This is a genomic window from Psychrobacter sp. NPDC078501, from assembly GCF_044900935.1.
Taxonomy (GTDB): domain Bacteria; phylum Pseudomonadota; class Gammaproteobacteria; order Pseudomonadales; family Moraxellaceae; genus Psychrobacter.
In genome coordinates this window covers 50,756-71,026 of sequence record NZ_JBJDOS010000007.1, presented here as the reverse complement: position 1 = coordinate 71,026, position 20,271 = coordinate 50,756, and the positions used below count along the sequence as shown (strand labels likewise).

General features: G+C 40.9%; 16 protein-coding genes. 4 read left to right on the top strand and 12 right to left on the bottom strand.

The genetic code is table 11. The annotated features are described in order from the left end of the window. Positions 1 to 69: 69 nt before the first annotated feature. The 3 genes from ACI2IW_RS11460 to ACI2IW_RS11450 are packed head-to-tail and all read left to right on the top strand — an operon-like array spanning position 70 to position 6,262. The gene (locus tag ACI2IW_RS11460; protein WP_057758587.1) at positions 70 to 2,607 is read left to right on the top strand and encodes a hypothetical protein; all 2,538 of its coding nucleotides are present in this window, start codon (positions 70 to 72) and stop codon (positions 2,605 to 2,607) included. Then, entirely contained in the window at positions 2,607 to 5,672 is a 3,066-nt protein-coding gene (locus ACI2IW_RS11455) for a site-specific integrase (RefSeq protein WP_102078716.1), read from the top strand. The genes ACI2IW_RS11460 and ACI2IW_RS11455 overlap by 1 nt, the downstream gene beginning before the upstream one ends. Beyond that, positions 5,669 to 6,262 carry a hypothetical protein gene (locus ACI2IW_RS11450; protein WP_057758583.1) on the top strand — a complete coding sequence of 198 codons (594 nt, stop codon included), beginning with the start codon at positions 5,669 to 5,671 and terminating at the stop codon, positions 6,260 to 6,262. Before ACI2IW_RS11455 ends, ACI2IW_RS11450 begins: the two co-directional genes overlap by 4 nt. Before the next feature lie 209 nt (positions 6,263 to 6,471). Here ACI2IW_RS11450 and ACI2IW_RS11445 read toward each other — a convergent pair whose 3' ends face one another. Further along, a complete protein-coding gene (locus tag ACI2IW_RS11445; protein ID WP_290176786.1) occupies positions 6,472 to 6,861 on the bottom strand; it encodes a DUF6122 family protein in 390 nt (129 codons plus the stop codon). A 264-nt stretch (positions 6,862 to 7,125) separates the two neighbouring features. On the opposite strand from ACI2IW_RS11445, the gene ACI2IW_RS11440 reads away from it, so the two are divergent. Next, positions 7,126 to 7,623 (top strand): hypothetical protein, encoded by a 498-nt coding sequence (locus tag ACI2IW_RS11440; RefSeq protein WP_290176787.1) that lies wholly within the window; start codon positions 7,126 to 7,128, stop codon positions 7,621 to 7,623. Positions 7,624 to 7,743: 120 nt separating this feature from the next. Here the strand turns inward: ACI2IW_RS11440 and ACI2IW_RS11435 are convergent, their stop codons facing one another. The 11 genes from ACI2IW_RS11435 to ACI2IW_RS11385 all read right to left on the bottom strand — a co-directional run bounded on the left by ACI2IW_RS11435 (position 7,744) and on the right by ACI2IW_RS11385 (position 20,240). After that, positions 7,744 to 8,166, bottom strand: coding sequence for an ion channel (locus ACI2IW_RS11435; protein WP_371532716.1), 423 nt, complete (start codon positions 8,164 to 8,166; stop codon positions 7,744 to 7,746). Positions 8,167 to 8,508: 342 nt separating this feature from the next. After that, on the bottom strand, positions 8,509 to 9,798 hold the full coding sequence (locus ACI2IW_RS11430; protein ID WP_404693713.1) for a hypothetical protein: 1,290 nt from the start codon (positions 9,796 to 9,798) through the stop codon (positions 8,509 to 8,511). A gap of 90 nt (positions 9,799 to 9,888) precedes the next feature. Continuing rightward, positions 9,889 to 10,758 carry a twin-arginine translocase subunit TatC gene (gene tatC / locus ACI2IW_RS11425; protein WP_068037325.1) on the bottom strand — a complete coding sequence of 290 codons (870 nt, stop codon included), beginning with the start codon at positions 10,756 to 10,758 and terminating at the stop codon, positions 9,889 to 9,891. Further along, positions 10,755 to 11,141, bottom strand: a complete 387-nt coding sequence (gene tatB / locus ACI2IW_RS11420; protein ID WP_036599454.1) for a Sec-independent protein translocase protein TatB — start codon at positions 11,139 to 11,141, stop codon at positions 10,755 to 10,757. Before tatB ends, tatC begins: the two co-directional genes overlap by 4 nt. A 55-nt stretch (positions 11,142 to 11,196) precedes the next feature. Next, positions 11,197 to 11,481: a Sec-independent protein translocase subunit TatA gene (gene tatA, locus ACI2IW_RS11415; RefSeq protein WP_011959992.1), complete on the bottom strand. Its 285-nt coding sequence runs from the start codon at positions 11,479 to 11,481 to the stop codon at positions 11,197 to 11,199. An 80-nt stretch (positions 11,482 to 11,561) separates the two neighbouring features. Beyond that, positions 11,562 to 14,180, bottom strand: coding sequence for a copper-transporting P-type ATPase (locus ACI2IW_RS11410; protein WP_404693712.1), 2,619 nt, complete (start codon positions 14,178 to 14,180; stop codon positions 11,562 to 11,564). 365 nt (positions 14,181 to 14,545) lie between these two features. Beyond that, a complete protein-coding gene (locus ACI2IW_RS11405) occupies positions 14,546 to 15,199 on the bottom strand; it encodes a methyltransferase family protein (RefSeq protein WP_404693711.1) in 654 nt (217 codons plus the stop codon). Between the two features lie 129 nt (positions 15,200 to 15,328). Further along, complete coding sequence (locus tag ACI2IW_RS11400) at positions 15,329 to 16,672, bottom strand: APC family permease (RefSeq protein WP_220455939.1); 1,344 nt, start codon at positions 16,670 to 16,672, stop codon at positions 15,329 to 15,331. Between the two features lie 145 nt (positions 16,673 to 16,817). After that, a complete protein-coding gene (locus ACI2IW_RS11395; RefSeq protein WP_289047147.1) occupies positions 16,818 to 17,294 on the bottom strand; it encodes a DUF305 domain-containing protein in 477 nt (158 codons plus the stop codon). Positions 17,295 to 17,389: 95 nt separating this feature from the next. Beyond that, positions 17,390 to 18,517, bottom strand: a complete 1,128-nt coding sequence (locus ACI2IW_RS11390; protein WP_404693710.1) for a copper resistance protein B — start codon at positions 18,515 to 18,517, stop codon at positions 17,390 to 17,392. 25 nt (positions 18,518 to 18,542) lie between these two features. Next, positions 18,543 to 20,240 (bottom strand): copper resistance system multicopper oxidase, encoded by a 1,698-nt coding sequence (locus ACI2IW_RS11385; RefSeq protein WP_102078919.1) that lies wholly within the window; start codon positions 20,238 to 20,240, stop codon positions 18,543 to 18,545. Between the last annotated feature and the right edge of the window lie 31 nt (positions 20,241 to 20,271).

The window sequence follows — 20,271 nt, the reverse complement described above, 5'->3', positions numbered from 1 at the left end:
TTTTAATGCTGGATGCTTTACATTAATGAAGCTACAGTTATTTGAATGACTTGTAACGGTAGCAGCATAATGGCTAATAAAGATAGTAACTCTACAAATATTAAGGATTGGTTGAAGCTAAATCTCCTTGATTTCGCTAATGGCAATGATCTTGAAATATTACTTATCGAGCTAAAATTTTTAAAAGATACCTTACCTGAGCAATTTAGATCAGAATTGAAAGATGAGTATCGAACATTGTCTGAATGGATAAAAACATTAGATGTGAATAGTAATTTGACGAAGACGCATGAATTACAGATATACGAAAATGGAATTGCTCATAAAGTATTTTTAGAAAATATTAGAAAGCCTCATCTGCATTTAAAAGATCTCTATCTAATTACCTTTTTAATCCATCGAGCAGACTCGTCTAAAATAAATACTATCCGTGCTGTCTACTTTTTTCTATGTTTAAGGATGGTTGAGTTAACTGACTATGATAGTCGAATTGAAACTACGCTCGATGAATGCAGATTTTTAACGAACAAAACTCGTGAATTTTTAGTTCCGTTTTTACCTGATGTAACAGAATTGAAAAGCCTAAAGGATATTGAGGAGTTTCTTATTAATGCTCAACAAAACGATAGCTACACTAGATGGCTTGATGAGCGGCCCCTAACTTTTGATTTTGAAATACAGAAGTACAAGAATAGATTATTAAGTAAAGAGACATCTCTATCATCTGTTGAAGCTCAATTTGAAATCAATGAACGTATAGCTAAATACCTTTACGAATATATCTTACCAATCGAAAACTATTTCAAAAATGACTCCGGCATTACTCGCGTGACGACTGAGACTCATAAGATTATAAGTATCTTACAGGATAAAGATGATATCACTGGCAATACTGTTAGCGATCTCACCTACATATCAGAAAATGCTAGCGAAGCAAATGGATTTGAAGACCAAGAACGCCAAGACGATGAAGAGCAATCGTTTGAGCAGGTTAATTTCGAGCAACCTACAAACTACTATCTAGATAAAATCAGAGCTGAACAACAAGTTAACTGTAGACATCAACGGACTTTAAGTCAGGTAACTGATGTAAATGTTGCACATGCTGATGAAGTACAGATTTTAGTCACATATTTACTCAATAGTCTGATGAGTTTAGATATCAGAAGTATAAATGCTGACAACAATGATGAACAAGGTACTTTAAACATTGAATATGATCTAGACCATCAAACTTCTTTATATCTACTAATAATTTTATTGACAGGTAGATCTGAACTACTTATCTCAGAAGATTTGAGGGAGAGTTATTTATGCTATCGGTATCCACTAGAGTTTGCACCTACTCGTAGTAAAGTTCAAGAAAACTGGGATTCTAAACTATGCGCAGATAATACATCTACTCTCAATCTTTTCTACCCTATTGCAGTTGGCAATATATATTCTCATCTTTTACGTAACATAAGCACAAAGGTTTTGGAGGAGGTCAAACAAAAGGCCAGTGAGGCTCTAAAGGCTATAAATAAGAAGAGCAAAACTAGATTAACTTTTAATAAAGTTAAGAACTATTTAGAACACTACCTCATACAGAGTGGTCGAGATCAAGCTTTAGTTAATGTTCTAATTAGCAAACCAATACACCATTCTTCAGCACTTCCTTACTTTAATGTTAGCCAGCTAGATTTATTCTTATGCCAATATGATTTTAATGATCATTTGTATGATATAGCATTTAATACAGTCAGCGATGAATCCAAATGTAATGAAGAATATCAATTTTTTGAATTACCTGACGAAAGAGTTACAGGATATTGGGATAAACAAATAGGTAGTGTTTTAGCCATAAGAGAAAGCCGCTTAACATCTATAGTTAGCGATTTAATCACTCAGATCAATTCTGCCCTTTGGGATAAAAAAACTCTCAATCCTAGATCTATAGTTGACCTACATAATATTTTTACTGATTATTTATATGTTCTGCTCTCGGTCTCAAGCGGTTATCGTCCCGTACGTGAACCTTTTGGTAGGCTTGTAGATATAGATGTTAGAACTAAAAAATATTTTATTAGCGACAAGGAAAACCGTCAACATACTCGAGGCAGATATATTTATCTACCTGATATAGCAAATCAACAGATTGAGCAGTACATCAAGTATTTAAAGAGTAATGCCTTTATTTTAAATAGTCTGGGTAATAGTCTAGGTGATATTTACTCAGATATTCTTGACAGTAATATTGGCCTTATTACTTATCTAAAGCTGGATGAAAAAACTAACACTATTACTGAAGTTAGTCTTACCAAAACATTTATTCACGGAAGACTGTCTAAAATTTTAGATCTCCCATCAAACTGGCATCGTCACTTTATACGATCTTATAAAAGCCTAGAAGTTGGAATCTTTTCTGCTAAGCCTAACTCATCATTATCTAATAGCTTCGGTCACGATGTAATTGGCGCTTGGATGGGTCACGCTGATGAGCTTGGTTTTGACTACTACGATAAGCACAGTGGACTTAGAAGGAGCGAGTTGCGCCGATTCTCTGATGAGCTTAATGGAATAATTAAATATAACGGCTTTAAAGTCATAAGTTTGGAGACTAGATAATGGCTCAGCGTAAATCAGCTATTGACCAGCGTTCAGAAAATAGACATAAGGAAACCTCGAAGCGTAAAAACTTATCCAAACGACTGGTCAAAGAGTCTATAGATTTTGACCAAATTATTGCCTCAAGTGATCCTCAAACAATATTTAATGCTATGTGGGAGCAGCTTGATAAGAGATTATCAGAAAACAAACACTTTCAGGGCTATCTTAGTTATGTAGAAGGATATAACGAAGCAGTAAACTGCTGTCAAAACTATATTGAAGATAAGGACATTGCTATTGGCTTTCCAAAGCTTATCGTTACCTCATACCGTCCAAAGTCCTTTAGAAATAAAGTGACCTTTTCTGAAAAAAAGCAAATATTAGATTTTTATTTATATTGGATGGATAGTATAGCTAGCAAAGCTTACGAGATTACTATCACAGATTTGATGCTATCACTGATTTTCCACAGTGCTATATTGAGAAAGCCAGTATTGCAAACGATTATATCTTGCATCAGTGACAAATCATTAACTATAGAAAGCATATTTGAACTGCCTGTAGTAACTCTCATTATTGACGACGATAGCTATCATACTAATACTTATAGCAATTCAAAAGCGGTGCATGAGGTAAAAGTCTTTTTATCGCCATTAACGAGCTATTTGATCAAGCTCTATGTCAAAGGGAATGAAACTAGAAAATTAAAGTCTAGTACTGATGTTCAAAATCTTTATCAAATGTTAAAGATGACAAAATCTCTTAGCCAAAATCACCTATCTATGACTTTAGAAGAGTTTTTGATAGGTGCGGTCTATGTTTTAGAAGATTATCTATTTTTAGATCTGCCAGAACATACTTGGTATCTACTACTTGGTTTGGAGACGACATATGGCCTGTCAATAGCTAACTGGCAGTCTTTAATCTTTAGCATATCTCATAAGCCCACTACTAAGATAGCTATTAACATTGAGTGTCACAAAGATGTCGCAGTGGAACCTAAAAAAGGCAATCCTACCATTACCGTTGAGATTGCAAAGCTATTGAAAACGACTAAAGATGGAAAAACCTCAATGGCTAGATTCACAATTGGTCTCAAGCAGCTATATGAACGTTTATTAACGAACAACGCTCCTTTGAGTGAGCTTGCAATCGTAGGTTGGTTACTGACGAAAACAGTGACTAGTAAAAAGGTAAGCAGCATGCGGACTCATAGCGGTGGTATTACGAATCGCTGGTTATCATTAACTCAAGGTGTTGCATTTGAGGATCATACTGAAGAGGATTATATTCAACTTTATAGCGAACTTATCGAACTTGGTAAGTCTAAAGACGCTCAAAATGCTATTGCCACTAATATTGATGAGATACATGCATATTTAGTTAATCATCATGGCATTGAACCTATTGCACCTTTTTCATCTACCAAGCGAGCGCATCATAGGACAGGCTATCTTTCAGAAACCATGTTTCAGGCTATTCTTAATAATGCTGACAATCTTGAAATGACTAAGGATGAAATAGAAGCGGTGAAGCTCGCTTTGATTTTAGGGCAGCGCTGTGGACTCAGGATAGGTGAAATAGTTAAGATTAGATTAAAAGATGTGGCTATAACTTCAGCTTATCTAGAAGTGCGTAATAATAAATATGGTAATAATAAAACGGGTTCTGCCTTAAGACGGACATTGTTAGAACAACTTTTAACAAATTCAGAAATGTCGTTTTTCAAGAGAGTCGAGCTTAGGCGTAGTAAAAGTAAAGGGGATACCTTAATCGCTAATCAAGCTGGTATGGCTTATCGTGCCAGTGATTTATCAAAAACCATATCTCAGTTAATTAAAACTACAACAGGACTTTCTCATCTCACGACCCATCATTTAAGACATAGCTTCTTAACTAATTTTCAATTAATGTCATTTTTGTATGATAAAGCTAATGCTTTTAATGGGCATCAATGCTCTCAAACTTTAAAAGACTTATTACCTTATGACGAAGACAAGTCTTGTAAAATATTGGCTTATATTGAGACATCCCTACAATACAAAAAAATATATGCCTTAGCTGGAGTAGCTGGACATGCCAGTCCTAGCACTACTTTTGACTCTTATGTGCATTTGACTGACATTCAGATTGGATTGCTACTTTGGCACATGGATTACCAGTTGACGGCTAAACACTATAAATTACTAAGCGTTCCGAGACGTAGGGAAAAGCTGTTAGGTGCTACACCTACTGCAATTAATTATTATTTGCTTAACAAGCTCAAACTTAAACCACTGCCTAAACCAAAACATAGTGAACTACTAAAGACAGAAGATAAAACATCTACAAAGCCAAAAAGATATTCATTCGATGAAGTCCGTCAGACTCTTGAGGTACATGATAAGGAAGAAGATTTCAAGGAAAAAATGGATATTTATAAGCTTGATCAAAATACTTTTGAAATATGGCTTAATAACGCTCAGCAGTTGCAAGATCACCCTTCTTTTAAAACCATACATGGTAATTCAAGATTATTCGCGCCTGATGATAATATGAGCTTATTACCGGTATTCGACAGGTATGTCGAAGATAACAACATACTCATGCAGATGACCAATAAATTTCGTGACTTATATAAGATAGAAAAAAGACGAGAATCTATGCTTCAGTTTATAGCGCATACGCTTATGAACTCCCAATACCATAAAAATCATATTAGTTTTGATCAAGCATTAGATCTATATAGCTATATACAAGTATTAGGACAACTAGTCTTTAAAAAAAATATTAATTTAAAAATATACCATTATGCACAAGCTAGCGATGATGATAAAGAGCAATGGAAGCCTGTGATGAAATTACTTGCCTCATCTCAAATAAAAAAGTGCAATGTAGCTGATAAATTAAACGGCAAGATATACAAAAAGCAGATCCGTGCTGAATTATCACTATCTAGCCAAACTGAGCAGACTAGGCTTAATAATAGAGAGAAATCAAATCTCCCAATCAAGCAATGGACCGTTAGAACTTTACAAATTTTCTGTCATTACGCTTTCATTATGATAGGGCAAAGAATTAATTTAGGAGATCACAAGCCATGAATCTGTCAGCAAAGTCTATCAGCATTAATAGTAGCACTAAAATTAGTCTTCATCCGTTGGCTAGCCAACTAACTAAGCTAATAGTGAAAGCCTACTTAAGTGGTGGTCAAGAAGCCTATATTAAATCTATGCAGACTAAGTTTGATTGTTATAACAGTTTACCTATTCATAATGTATCGTTAGTAAATAAGGATGTGAATGAGTATTTACTCATTGGTGGTTGTTTTTCACCTGTATTTAACCTCAAAGATATTAATAACAACAATACTATTTTCTTAAGTTATAAAACCTCTAAAAAAGACTCTAAGCCTGAGCATAAGAAACAAGTTAAGAAAGAATTTGATCAGGATGTGATTGACTTTATATACATGGACTTTATCCGAGCAATATCAATACTCTCGTTAGCTAAACCTGGGCTTATGTATCCAAGCCTTAAAACAATAATGCAAGAGTATAAAAGTCAGATATGGAGTGAAATATTCAATAGGGAATCAAAAACCCCAAAAGATTACATTTTATTAAATAACGTCGCCGATCTGCTTGATACAACACGTGGCACATTGAATAGTCATACTAAACTAAAGAAGTAGCGGTTAATTCTTTCCGCTATGCCTGATTAGAAACAGAGCTATCTCACTAAGCTTAGAGTAACAAGCTAGACAACCTTAATCCTCGAATTGGAACACAAGCGATCTAATGCGAGGACTTATTCAGGATTGGATAGCGATATATCTACTTCTAGGAGTCATTAAAGAGATGATTTATGAGAGAGATACAAAGGGATGTAGTCACAACCGTATTAAAACTTAATAGCTCTGCCTAACCACGCTACCAACTCACGGGCAGGAGCCTGACTCAAACACTGTGGACAATTAATATAGGTCATTATGCAGTCATTTAAATCAGTCAACATATGTAGTAATAACCCTAAACCAATTACCTTATAGGGCTTTGGTAAAAACAACATGCCCGCATATACTGCCATCGCATAATAAGTATGTAGCGGATGGAAATTAATACTACAACGATTGGGCGAAAAGATAGGTGTCGCTAGCAGATGATCTAAATCAACTAGCATGGTTGCTAATAGGATCAAATAAACTCGCTTATAGTCACTACGAAAAAACATATAGGCGATGATAAACGGCATACCAAAGTGTAGAAAATAATGGATAACGGTTTGAGTCATCGCTTTTTCCGATTTAAGAGGGTGTTTTAGAAAGTGTTCTAAGAGTATCATACACGATCTGAGGTATACCTTCACACCTGAAAGACAGGCGCGAATCCACCACCTGGCATACGGAAGTTGGTCATCTGACCGTGATAAACACGCGCAGCAGGTAACATGCTAATCTACCGTTGAGAGACGCCAGTAAACGGTAACTCGGTCTGGTAATGAGGAACGAGTAAACATGCAACTGTATTTATTGCTATGGCTATTTTTGGAGGAATTATGACTCTTGTAAACCAATCGTGCCGAGCAGCAGCGTTAGCTGTGCTTGCCCTGATGGTGTGGAGCGTAAGTTTCTTTCTCCATTTTTTTTGGGAGATGGCACAGGTACCGTTCTTCTCAGGCATGGCAGAAGCGAGCCACTGGGAGGTGGTCTGGCTTTGTACACGTGCGACCTTCGGTGATGCCAATATTGCCTTTGGCGCCTACGTGCTTGGGGCGTTGTTTGTAAAAGACTGGTTCTGGATTTCAAAGCAGTGGCTTCTGTCGACTTTATCGATATACCTTGGCGTTGGCCTGATTGTGACAATACTCTTTGAATACTGGGCAACTGGAGCTGGCCAAAGGTGGAATTATAGTGGTCTGATGCCTGATGTTCCGTTACTAAGCATAGGTGCGTTGCCGCTCTTTCAGTGGATGGTCATTCCGATAATATTAATCTACGCTGTCAAATGGATGTTCCTTGGGTGGCTGGTTTCGAAGCGTACCGAACGCGAGTAGATCGAGTAAAGACAACCACATTCTCTCAAAGCGCTTCCGGAACAGTCAACATCCATGTCCTGACCTGACCTGACCTGAGGTATGAAACTCTGCTCGATATATCGTTGAGAGGGCGTTTAGCTAATTTGAAAGGGGTTTTTTACCACTCATGATCTGAAGAACAAAGGTTCCGGATACTGTAATCAATAGGAAACCGTGGAAAGCCTCCATAGCAGTCATGAATCGTAGATGTCCGTTGGGCATGAGATCGCCTCGCCCAAGCGTTGTGAAGTTGACTAGCGAAAAGTAAAAGTAGTCCATAAAATTAAGAGAGCTACCATCGCTAGATGAGGACGATACGAGGTTACCGACCTCAAGGTCGTGCACAGCAAACCAGAAGCCAGCAGCGTAGAGCAACGCCTCGAACGTATGGGCAAGTACGATTGAGCCGACTGCGACCCCAAGACAGTGTCCTAGACGGCGAGACGGCGTCACAAACTGTGACGAGAACTTTAACGCGCCGTAATGTATTGTCGTGCAGACAGCGATCAGAATCGCTGCCATTATGATTGCCAGAACCACTTTTTACCCTCTTCAAGAAAGTCATGTTATAGTCGAAGGAACGGCACAGATTACCACGCTCTATCTATCAACTGTAGTTGTTTCTTCCTATCGGTGTAAGCACAATAAGCCAGAAAAACTTATGCCCGTTTCGCCTCATAAGATAACGTATCCCTTTTATTCAGTATCGGATATAGTAATCCTAAGCCAATTATTTTGATGCAGAAAGTAATGAATAAAGAGTTGAATCATCATTTTTCCAGTTCAGCATGATATTTTGATTATTGCATTAGTACTTAGAATAATCCAAATAGTAAACACTGCTTAAAAGCCAAACCCAAATGATCACACTTGGAAAACAGGCGCAAATCCACCCCCTGGTGTGCGAAAATTAGTCGCTTGACCTTGATAGATACGCCCAGCAGTTAGTAACAGCTGTCCTGCATAGGTATAAAGACGTATATCTACTTTTTTGGTCGTCACAACATCATCGATTTTTATTGATCGCTCTGTAGCAGGTATAAAGGTCTGTGCAATATAATCCTCATCCAGAATGTTCTCAAAAACGCGTCGAGTGAGCTTGCTACCGCGATAGACGCCTTTGCTTCCATATCCAGCAACTGGCTTAAAAAACAATTGTCCCCGAGTACGCCATAACTCTGCTGCATCCTCTTTTATAACCATTTTGGTAGTTGGCACTGCCCTTTCTAGACATTTTGCATCATCATTATCTAGTCCCCACGACTGCAAAGTTTGCGGATCGGATAGTAAGGCTAAGTTGCGCTTATTCGCAAATATAGCATGGACATGAGGATTAGGCGTTACTACTACCGCACCCTCTAGATAGGCACTTTTAAGCACGGCGTGGTTAGGGTTTTCAAATGCAAAGTCGACCAACCGATTATAGATCATATCAATGGGCTTACCATGCGCTGTCAGCTTGCCATCAACATAGTTAATTTCAGACGGATCAAGTATAACGGTATCAATGCCCTTAGCTTGAAGTAGTCGGCAAGCCAGCTGAAACTCTAAATACATGAACTGACTTTTGGGATCATTATCGATAATAGCTATGCGATTAGGCATGGCAGTAGCCGATTGTCGCTGCCACTCTTGTATGAACATGTTAGTGACGGCTTCTTCAAAGCCATCAAGCATTTTAGTAGTATCAGCACTTTGCTCGGAAGGGTGGCAGCATTGTTTTTGTGCGCGGGCAAGTGCTACGTTTAAAAATGCGCCTCCAGCGTTAGTATTGATCTCAATAAGTTGAGGGCTATCGCTACCTAAGTGAAAGTCATAACCCATAAAGGCTCCTATTGGCCCTGGATCGAAAGCAGCTATTTCTGGTGCCCACGACAGCACTTGCTCTTGATACAATGGCAGTTCGGCAGCTGACTCGATAGCCCTGACGATTCGCTCCATCGCCTCTATCTCTGTTTTGGGAACGAACACGGGTGTTGCTGAAAAAAGCTTATTAAGCTCGTTCGCTCCTATTGGATTGTTTCTAGTTTCTACCAATTGATCTTGAAGGCTTGTATTAAGCGCTTTACGATCAAGGGTAATGCAGTAGCACTCTTGGTTAAGTCGATTTGCAAGACCGTCATTTTTTTCGTTGTTATTAGTTGGGTGTTCCATTTAGAGTCCGTCGCTAAGTAGAGTACTCACGCTGACATACTCTAGTAAAAAGTAAAAAGTAAAAAAGGTTCTTGGCGTGTTTAAGTAGTGCTAGCTACTTTCTAATGTTTCATTCCCTGAGACTAAATCATTATTTCGTTCATTTTTAATTAATATCTTTGCTAAGAGTAAACCCAGCTCAAATAATAGCCACATAGGAATCGCCAACAACAGCATTGATACACCATCAGGCGGTGTCACTACCGCGGCGATCCCAAAACAGCCGACTATGATATAACGACGCTTATCTTCTAAACTTTGAGTAGAAACGATTCCGGCCATTATCAGCAATAAGGTAACCACTGGAATCTCAAAAGTCAGTCCAAACACCATAAATAGCTTGAGGGCAAAGCTCAGATAACTGTCAATATCGGTCATTGGTATAACGTTCTGCGGAGCGAACATAATAAAAAATTTCAATACCCCTTTGAGTACCACAAAGTAGGAAAAAGCAACACCAGCATAAAATAGAAATATCGAAGATAGCAGTACAGGAATGGCAATTTTCTTCTCTTTTTTATATAAGCCGGAAGCTACAAATGACCAAATTTGATACAGGATATAAGGCATTGCTAAAAATGCGGCGACGAATATCGTTAAGCGAATGGGTGCCATAAAGTTTGACGTTATATCAGTGGCAATCATGGTCGAATTGATGGGTAACTGCGCCACTAATGGGTCTGATAAAAGATTATAAAGCTCGCGTGAAAATCCCACCAATACTAAGAATATAATTAAGACGACCACGCATATTCTTATTAAGTGCGTACGCAGCTCGATTAAATGTCCGGTAATAGGCATATCGCCAAGCGTACCTAACGTATCTCCAGACTCACTATTCTGTGTTGTATCTGTTGGCGCCTCAAACTCTATATCTGTTATTTTTTCTTGTCGACTTTTTTGCCGTTTAAATAGGCTCACTGATCCGCCTCCTGTTTAATGAACGAGGAGGTAGTATTCTGTTGATGGTCTTTATCATAAGGGGTGATTGACTGATGTGAAGCGTCTAGGCTTTGGTTCTGTGACTGCTCAAACTTTTGCATACTGCCACGCATTTCTGCTAATTCGCGCTTCATATCCGACTCGGTCTGACGGATTTTCGCAAGTTCATTTTGCATTTGTTGACGTGTTTCAGCTAGATCAAGCTCAGCTTCTATTTCAGATTGTAGAGTGGATACTGTACGGCGCAGTTTGGCATACCATTGCCCAGCGGTACGTGCGGCTTGCGGCAGTTTTTCTGGGCCCAATACGATTAAAGCAATGACGCCAAACAAGAGTAATTCGGAAAACCCAATATCAAACATAACAGTCACATATATTAATAGACTACTTAGTGCCGCTATTTATAAGCGGCGCGCTTCATACTTTAGGCTGGTCATCAGTGGAAATAGGGCTGATTTCCATATCATCAGCCTGATTACCTACACGCGTATTTAAATCATTACTTGCAGCTGGCGTACTATTTTCATGGCTAAGCACATGATTTTTGCGAGCATTCTCGGGTTCTTCATCTTTGACCGCTTCTTTAAAACCCTTCACCGCACCGCCTAAATCTTTACCTGCATTTTTAAGCTTGGCAGTACCAAATACGACCACCACTACGACCAATAAAATCAGCCAATGTGTAATAGAAAAGCTGCCCATAACGGTATCCTTATATTTTGTGATCTTGTTTAGACCAGTATGTGTCAGTGTGCTTTAGAACACTTTTTACCGTACCAGAATTATAGTTTCAAACGGCGCAATCGCAGCGCGTTAGCAATCACCGAGAATGACGACAAGCTCATCGCTGCCGCTGCTATCATCGGACTGAGCAGAAGCCCAAATATGGGATAGAGCACACCTGCGGCAATAGGAACACCAAGTGCATTGTAGATAAAGGCAAAAAACAGATTCTGTCTGATATTGCGCATGGTGGCGCGGCTAAGCTTATAAGCTTTGGCAATGCCCATTAAATCACCTTTTAGCAGGGTAATGCCCGCACTCTCCATCGCCACATCGGTACCGGTTCCCATAGCGATACCAACATTAGCTTGCGCTAGCGCTGGTGCGTCGTTGATACCATCACCCGCCATAGCGACCAATTTACCGCTGTCTTGCATTTCTTTGACGATACGGTTTTTATCCTCTGGTGAGACATCCGCATGAACTTCATCAATACCTAGTTTATTGGCGACTGCCTGCGCGGTTTTTTCGTTGTCACCGGTTAGCATCACAACTTTTAAACCTGCGTCATGAAGCAGTGAAATAGCCTCTTTAGTGCTTGGTTTAATAGGGTCAGCAACTGAAATAATACCAGCAGCTTTACCGTCTATAGCCACAAACATTACCGTTTCACCGTCTTTTCTACGGACATCAGCTTTAGTGGACAGCTCATTATCAAAACTATTTAGGCTTTCCATAAGCTTAGAGTTACCAATAGCGACTTTCTTACCATCGACCACGGCTTGTACGCCTTCGCCAGTAGTCGAATTAAAGTCAGTAGCTTTAGGAATAATGAGTGATCTTTCTTGAGCTGCTCTAACGATAGCTTCTGCTAAAGGATGCTCGCTAGCGCTTTCTACTGAGGCTACCAATGCGAGGAACTCGTCTTCATCTTGACCTACCTGCGCATCAATTGCGGTAAGCTCGGGCTTACCAGCGGTCAGTGTTCCGGTCTTGTCGACGACAATGGTATCGACTTTTTCCATACTCTCTAACGCTTCAGCATTTTTGATGAGGACGCCGTTTTGCGCGCCTTTGCCGGTACCAACCATAATGGACATCGGCGTCGCTAGACCAAGGGCACAAGGACAAGCAATAATCAGTACCGCAATCGCGTTAACCAAAGCATAGGTCATAGCGGGCTCAGGGCCGAATATCGCCCAGACAATAAAGGTTATGATAGAGGTGACAATAACAATAGGTACGAACCAACCCGCCACTTGATCTACCAAGCGCTGGATAGGCGCGCGGCTACGCTGGGCTTCAGCAACCATTTGTACAATTTTAGATAATACTGAATCTGCTCCAACATTGACCGCTTCGACTAATAGCGTTCCGGTGCCATTTACCGTACCACCAGTCACTGTATCTCCTGCTACTTTTGATACAGGGATTGGCTCACCCGTCACCATTGATTCATCAACACTACTATTACCATCGATCACTGTACCATCTACGGGTAGTTTCTCACCTGGTTTAACCCGTAGCTTATCGCCAGTGACGACCTCATCAAGCGAGACTTCGACTTCTTCACCGTTTTCATCGACACGTCTTGCGGTTGGTGGTGCGAGCTCAAGCAAAGCTCTAATCGCACCTGAAGTTTGACTTCTAGCTTTGAGCTCTAATACTTGACCCAGTAGCACCAAGGTCACAATGACCGCTGCCGCTTCATAGTAGACTCCGACTTGACCAGAGGCATCTCTGAAACTGTCTGGGAAAATATCGGGAAAAAAGGTCGCGACAATACTAAAAATATAAGCAGCGCCTACGCCTATCGCAATCAAGGTAAACATATTTAGATTGCGGCTTTTTATAGACTGCCAGCCACGGACGAAAAACGGGGCGGCGCCCCAAAGCACTACAGGGGTCGCGAGCACTAACTCAGCCCATTGTAAGATCTTTGAAGAGATACCATACTGACTAAAATTAACTACGTTTAAGTCAAACATACCGCTCATCACATATATTAATAGCGGTACAGTCAACACGGTACATATCCAAAAACGACGAGTCATGTCGTCAAGCTCTGAGGTGTCCTCTTCACCGATAGTAAGCGTTTCGGGCTCAAGCGCCATACCACATATCGGACAACCGCTATTTCTAACGTCTCTCACTTCAGGATGCATAGGACAGGTATATACCGTGCCATCGTAATCAGCAGGTACTTTATCGTATTTACCGCCTTTAACAGATTTTACTCCGCTACTATCAGTATCCTTTCCATGACAGCTAGCGTGACTATCATCTTTAGCAACTTCGTCTTCAGGTTTAAGAAACATGCCACATATTGGGCAGTCACTTTTTTCAACATCTCTTACTTCTGGATGCATAGGACAAATATAGACCGTACCGCTATAATTTTCCGGTATCTTGTCGTACTTATCGTCTTCGACAGAATTTACCTCATTACTATTATTAGCATCCGCTCCATGACAATGCGCATGACTATCTTCATGGTTGTTGGATTCAGCAACCTCGTCTTCAGGTTTAAGAAACATGCCGCATATCGGACAATCGCTCTTTTCAGTATCTCTAACCTCAGGATGCATCGGGCAGATATAAACCGTACCACTATAATTTTCTGGTACTTTATCGTACTGACCACCTTTGATAGATTTTTCATCGGCAATATGTTTCATAAAACCACTCCTTGAAGACAATAAATATTGATAATAAGTACAACTCTTAAAGCACTATCATCAATCCTCGATTGCTATTCATCTAATCATTAATCTAAAAACCTCTAAAAAATAATTTCTACATACTTATCTGTTCGGGTGCAAGTAAGCCAAAGCCTATGCATAACAGGTAACTAATGAGTAGAAACAACGATACACTGTTGCCAACAGGGGCAATCCTTAAAGTACTTGTTGTTAAGTTTGATTTGACCATCTTAGTAATCCTCACTATTGTATGATGTGGTTCAAGCTCAAGATAACCAATCGTATCTAACCATGCTAACTCTAAGGATTTGTATGAATTAAAGCTTTATCCTGTATTGATATTACTTTTTAACTCGTGCGGCGGCGGCAAGTTGATGCCATTGACCCCATTGAGGAATAAACATTGGCACTTGCTGTTTGTAAGCAAGGTAGTCTTTACCAAACTCTTCAAACATATGCCGTTCCTCACGTCGAGCTAACCATGTGTATACAAGCACAATCACTGGAAACAGACTGATTGAAAACAGAGTTGGCCAATGCACCACACCCTCACCGAACAGTGCAATAAACAACCCGGTGTACTGAGGATGACGTACGTAGGCATAGAGTCCATCAGTTACTAAACGATTTTCCCCTCGTGCTTTGTGGACTTGGCGCCAACCTTGAGCAAAAAGACCGACTCCTAAAAATGCAATAGCATAGCCGAGTAGCATTGAGATCATCATGCCTGTCTCACCTAAACCAACAAGGGTCGACCATAAGCTAGCGCTGACATATTGGCTGTCCAAACCAAAAAACCGTACTAATAAATATATAGTGAGCGGAAAGCCATACATTTCTGCGTAAAGTGCAATAATGAAAGCCTGAACTACACCAGCACCCGCCCATTCACGCCAGTTCTTTGGTGCGAAATAACGGTAAAAGAACCAAGAAATCAGAACAATAACAATTAGTGCGAGACCCCAAGTTCCAGCGTGATTAAATGACTCATTCATAGCTTACTTTCCCTGTTGTCTTTATGAATATCGTATTGCATGAAATCAATTCTTGAAGATAGTAAGCAGACGCTTAAATCTATGCAATTTTTAACCAAACAATTTTCTGTAAACTCTTTGATGTTACTGTCAATGATGGTCTGCAAGCGTATCTTTTTCGATAGCTTTTTTCCTCGCTGAAGATTTCAGGTAAACCTGCTCAGCCACAGCAATCACTACAATAGTGACGACTGCTACGCCAAGTACGAATGGATCTGAGTTTAGTTTAATCCAGACAAAACCGCCGAGAACCAACAGGTCAAGAAGTATGGCCACTATAGGCACCCACATCACCGCCTTTATATCCTGACGAAGGTATCGCAAAACACCCCAATGAATGGCGATATCCATAATTAGATAGAAAACAATGCCAAGCGCTGCAATTCGTGATAAGTCAAATAACGTCGTAAAAGCTAAACCCAACACCACAGTATAGACCAACGTATGTTTTTGAACGCTTCCCGGCATTCCCAAATGACGATGAGGCACCAGCTTCATCTCAGTCAACATAGCAAGCATACGAGAGACTGCGAAGATGCTAGCAAGGAGGCCGCCAGCGGTAGCTACCATTGCGATTGCAACTGTGAACCATAGACCATAGTCGCCAAGTGCTGGGCGTGCGGCGGCAGCCAAGGAGTAATCTTTAGTTTCGATGATTTCGGCAAGAGATAGATTACTAGACACCGCGAAACCGACTAGAGTGTAAATAACTACGCATATTGCGATTGATATTACAATGGCACGGCCGACGTTGCGATGAGGATTTTTTACTTCCGAGCCACTGTTGGTAATCGTGGTAAAGCCTTTAAATGCCAGTATGCCTAGCGCCGTTGCGCCAAGAAAGTCACCAACAGTATTAGTGTCACCTAATGTAGAAGAATCAACTGCAAAGCTATCAGCTAGCCAGATACCAACCAACCCGAATATAAGAATACCGACAATTTTTATAATACCGATAACCGATGCAACCCCCTGAATCCAACGATTACCAAGTAAATTGATAAAGAACGCAGCAAGAATAAGCGCGGCGCCAAGGATGGATACCATGCGACCGCTGTCATCGCCACCGAATAACTGCATAGTGTATGACCCGAACGTCCGGGCCAAAAAGCTCTGCGCTATAACCATGGAGAAATACATCAGCAGGGCATTAAATCCAGTCGGTAAACGATCTCCGTATGCCTGATGCAGGTACATTGCAACACCGCCAGCCGACGGGTAAGCGTTAGAGATCTTGATATAAGAATAGGCACTAAAAGAAACAACGATTGCGGCGGCTAGAAAAGCAAGTGGGAAAAGCGAACCCGTCATCTGAGCCATCTGACCGGTCAGAGCGAAAATACCAGCACCGATCATGACACCGGTACCTAGCATAACTGTTCCTGATAATGTCAAACTATCCTTCTGATAGCGAGTCGTTCTATCTTGCTTCATACTTATTCGACCTTAATCTATTTCTTCGTAGAACTTCAGTTTTACAGGTTATTTTTGAAGTAAGGAGTAGGTATAGTTAGAATTAAAAGACGCGATATAGTAAATAGTTTTTAAAGAAGAGCTTACTTATTGGTATCATAATATATTATTCCAACTCATCAATAAGTGCTTGCATCTCACCGATTTCACGCTTTTGTGCTTCGATAATGTCATCAGCAAGCTGACGTACACGTGGATCTTCGATATCAGCACGCGAACTGGTCAAAATAGCAATCGAGTGATGCGGTATCATCGCCTGCATCCAATCCACTTGATCGACCGTTTGTTGTGATCTAACGCCCCATAAACCAAAGGCAAATAGCACGACACTAATCCCATAAACCATTAGATTGACCTTAGTCTTTTTATACATATTAGTCATAAAGGCGAGCATGATAATTGCCATTACCGCGCCCATATACAGCGCCATATAAGCTCGGGTTTCACTAAAGTAAATATGATCCCACTGATAGGTGTTAAAATACATCATGATAAACATCACCACTGTGGATGTTAAAATCATGATTGTGAACTTTACATAAGGGTTCATTTGCTTCTGTTTATTATCCATATGGTTATTCATATTCTTGTCCTTAATTTAGTAAAAAGGCACCTAAATAAAGAGGTGCCTTTTTTTAGAGCTAGTGTTATAAACTGTTGTTACTTACATGGTTAACACTAGAACCAAAACATCACACCAGCAGTCAGACTGTTAGAATCAACGTCTTCGTCCTCTTGACGACGTAAGTCTCGCGCATCACCCAAGGCGCTCTCGTAGCTGAAACCAACATAAGGCGCGAGCTGACGACTGAATGTCTCATAAGCCAGCCTAACTTCAGCCCCAAACTCATTAAATCCTTTAGTAATACCGTTATCGGTATCATCTTTACTAAAGGCAGTCAGCTCCAGCTCTGGTCTGACCACCCAACGCTGATCTAAGCGCCACTCGTACGCTGTCCCAAGATCAAGCTGGACTTGACCATCAGTATATAGATAAGCTCTTGCGTCAGTCTCAACGAAGTACGGCGCCGTACCAACAATGCCTGCCATGATTGCGGACTTATCGTTTTCAGTATTATAAGCAACACCGGCTTCTCCATTCCAGAAGATACCGAGCGGCTTCCAATAAGCGAGTGAGGTTAAGCTATCAATTTCTTTATCATCGTTAGTTTGAGCACTACCTTCACTGCGTAGAGTGACACGATTACTATCAGTACCGTACCACGTATCAAACTCAAAATCGATTTGGTCATTCTCAAACTGATAGCCCAAAGTTTCTACTGACACACCCCATAACGGTAAGCTATCCATCATCACAGGCTTACCAAAGCGACCATAGGGAACGCCGTTTGAATAGTCAGGACTGCGAGCATCGGCTGGTGCTTCGCCACCTTGCGTACCTGACATATCCATACTGCCATGGTCCATGCCTGACATATCCATGCCACTATGATCCATACCTGACATATCGCCCGACATATCCATGCCACTGTGATCCATATCTGACATGTCACCTGACATATCCATACCACTGTGATCCATATCCGACATATCGCCTGACATATCCATACCACTATGATCCATATCCGACATATCGCCTGACATATCCATGCCACTATGGTCCATATCTGACATATTGCCCGACATATCCATGCTGCTGTGATCCATATCTGACATATCCATACCAGACATGTCCATACTGCCATGATCCATGTTCGACATCTCAGCAGCGTTTGCTAAAGGTGACATTAGTAGCATCAAAGATGACATGCCAATAAACGGTAGACCTACTTTATATATTTTCATAATAAGGCTCATATTCGAAGGTTTATTAAACAACGGCAACTTCTCTAAACATCCCTGCTTCCATGTGATAGAGCAAGTGGCAATGCCATGCCCATCTGCCAGCTTCTCCGGTGACATCAAAGCTTATCTTTTGTGCAGGCTGTACCATTATCGTATGCTTACGTACTTGAAACTCACCTGAAGGCATCCGCAGATCGCTCCACATACCATGCAAATGCATGGGATGATTCATCATGGTGTCATTGACTAAGGTAATACGTACGCGCTCACCCGGCTTAATATTGACCGGTGCGGCATCTTTGAACATAACCCCGTCTAGAGCCCAAATATAGCGCTCCATGTTTCCCGTCAGATGTATTTCAATCTCTCTGGTGGGTTTGCGCTGCTCTGCCATTATCTCATCGCCGACAGAGCGCAACTGACTATAATTCAAAACCTTTCTATCAATGTTACGTAGATTAATACCAGGGTCATCAAGGTTCATACGCGGACTATCAACGCGCATATCGGACTTAAAGTCATATTCTGTTTTGGCATGTTTAGCGTTATAGCCATTCGATCCCATGGCGCCCATCATGTCGGCCATCGTCAGCCATTCGATTTTGTCCATAGCAGGTATCGCAGGACGAGCACCTTTTTTGGTAGCAAGCGTTGTCGCAACATAGCCTGACCGATCTATGTTTTGAGCAAATATGGTATGCGCGTCTTTAGTGGGCGTCACGATGACATCATAAGTCTCGGCCACCCCAATACGGAAATCATCGATATCGACGGGACTGACATCAATCCCATCCGTCGCGACGACTTTCATTTTTAGGCCGGGGATGCGTACATCAAATATCGTCTGCGCTGAACCATTAATAAAACGTAGTTTGACAGGCTGTCCAGCCTTGACAAGTTGCGTCCAGTTAGCCGCTGTGGTTTTGCCATTGATAAGGTAGGTAAATGTGTTTTCACCCGACAAGTCCGTAAAATCAGTGGGCATCATGCGCATCTGATTCCAACTTTTGCGCTTATCAAACGCGGTTTTCAGATCCGTTTCGGCAATATCGGACAATAGCTTTTTAAAGTCTGGCAGATGATAATTATCAAAGTCAGCACGCTGCTTAAGTAGTTTTAGCAGATTATGCGGATCGCGATGCGTCCAATCACTAAGCAGGATAACGTGATCTTCCTCGATAGGATAGCGTTCGCGCCCTTTCGGCTCAATGACGATGGCCCCGCGCATACCGGTCTGCTCTTGGAAGCCAGTATGCGAGTGATACCAATAAGTGCCTGACTGTATCAGTTTAAATTTGTACGTGAAGGTGCTACCCGCAGGAATACCATCAAAGCTGATACCCGGTACGCCATCCATCTCAAACGGCACTAAGAGGCCATGCCAGTGAATAGAGGTCGACTCATTCAGCTGATTATGGACTCGAATGGTGACCGTATCGCCTTCTTGCATCTTAAGCGTTGGCGCAGGCAGTGAGTCATTTATCAGCGTTGCCATGCTTGACTTGCCGTTGACCGTTATCATCTTCTCACTGACATAAAGATCAAATTCATTACCCGTTAGTATAGGTACAATGTGATCGGCTCTATCACTATTGACTACGACATTTTGGCTTTTAGTTAAAGCACTATTAGCCATCGTCGGTAGTGTGGATAGCATCGACGCGCCGAGCAAGGTGGATGACCCTGTCAAAAAACGCCTGCGGTTAAATCTGTTTTTATTCATAATATTGACCTAAGTTAATCCATGAAATGAG

Coding starts and splice junctions, on each gene's coding strand:
- ACI2IW_RS11460 (WP_057758587.1), top strand. CDS start 70: ATGGCTAATAAAGATAGTAACTCTACAAATATTAAGGATTGGTTGAAG.
- ACI2IW_RS11455 (WP_102078716.1), top strand. CDS start 2,607: ATGGCTCAGCGTAAATCAGCTATTGACCAGCGTTCAGAAAATAGACAT.
- ACI2IW_RS11450 (WP_057758583.1), top strand. CDS start 5,669: ATGAATCTGTCAGCAAAGTCTATCAGCATTAATAGTAGCACTAAAATT.
- ACI2IW_RS11445 (WP_290176786.1), bottom strand. CDS start 6,861: ATGACTCAAACCGTTATCCATTATTTTCTACACTTTGGTATGCCGTTT.
- ACI2IW_RS11440 (WP_290176787.1), top strand. CDS start 7,126: ATGACTCTTGTAAACCAATCGTGCCGAGCAGCAGCGTTAGCTGTGCTT.
- ACI2IW_RS11435 (WP_371532716.1), bottom strand. CDS start 8,166: ATGGCAGCGATTCTGATCGCTGTCTGCACGACAATACATTACGGCGCG.
- ACI2IW_RS11430 (WP_404693713.1), bottom strand. CDS start 9,798: ATGGAACACCCAACTAATAACAACGAAAAAAATGACGGTCTTGCAAAT.
- tatB (WP_036599454.1), bottom strand. CDS start 11,141: ATGTTTGATATTGGGTTTTCCGAATTACTCTTGTTTGGCGTCATTGCT.
- tatA (WP_011959992.1), bottom strand. CDS start 11,481: ATGGGCAGCTTTTCTATTACACATTGGCTGATTTTATTGGTCGTAGTG.
- ACI2IW_RS11410 (WP_404693712.1), bottom strand. CDS start 14,180: ATGAAACATATTGCCGATGAAAAATCTATCAAAGGTGGTCAGTACGAT.
- ACI2IW_RS11405 (WP_404693711.1), bottom strand. CDS start 15,199: ATGAATGAGTCATTTAATCACGCTGGAACTTGGGGTCTCGCACTAATT.
- ACI2IW_RS11400 (WP_220455939.1), bottom strand. CDS start 16,672: ATGAAGCAAGATAGAACGACTCGCTATCAGAAGGATAGTTTGACATTA.
- ACI2IW_RS11395 (WP_289047147.1), bottom strand. CDS start 17,294: ATGAATAACCATATGGATAATAAACAGAAGCAAATGAACCCTTATGTA.
- ACI2IW_RS11390 (WP_404693710.1), bottom strand. CDS start 18,517: ATGAAAATATATAAAGTAGGTCTACCGTTTATTGGCATGTCATCTTTG.
- ACI2IW_RS11385 (WP_102078919.1), bottom strand. CDS start 20,240: ATGAATAAAAACAGATTTAACCGCAGGCGTTTTTTGACAGGGTCATCC.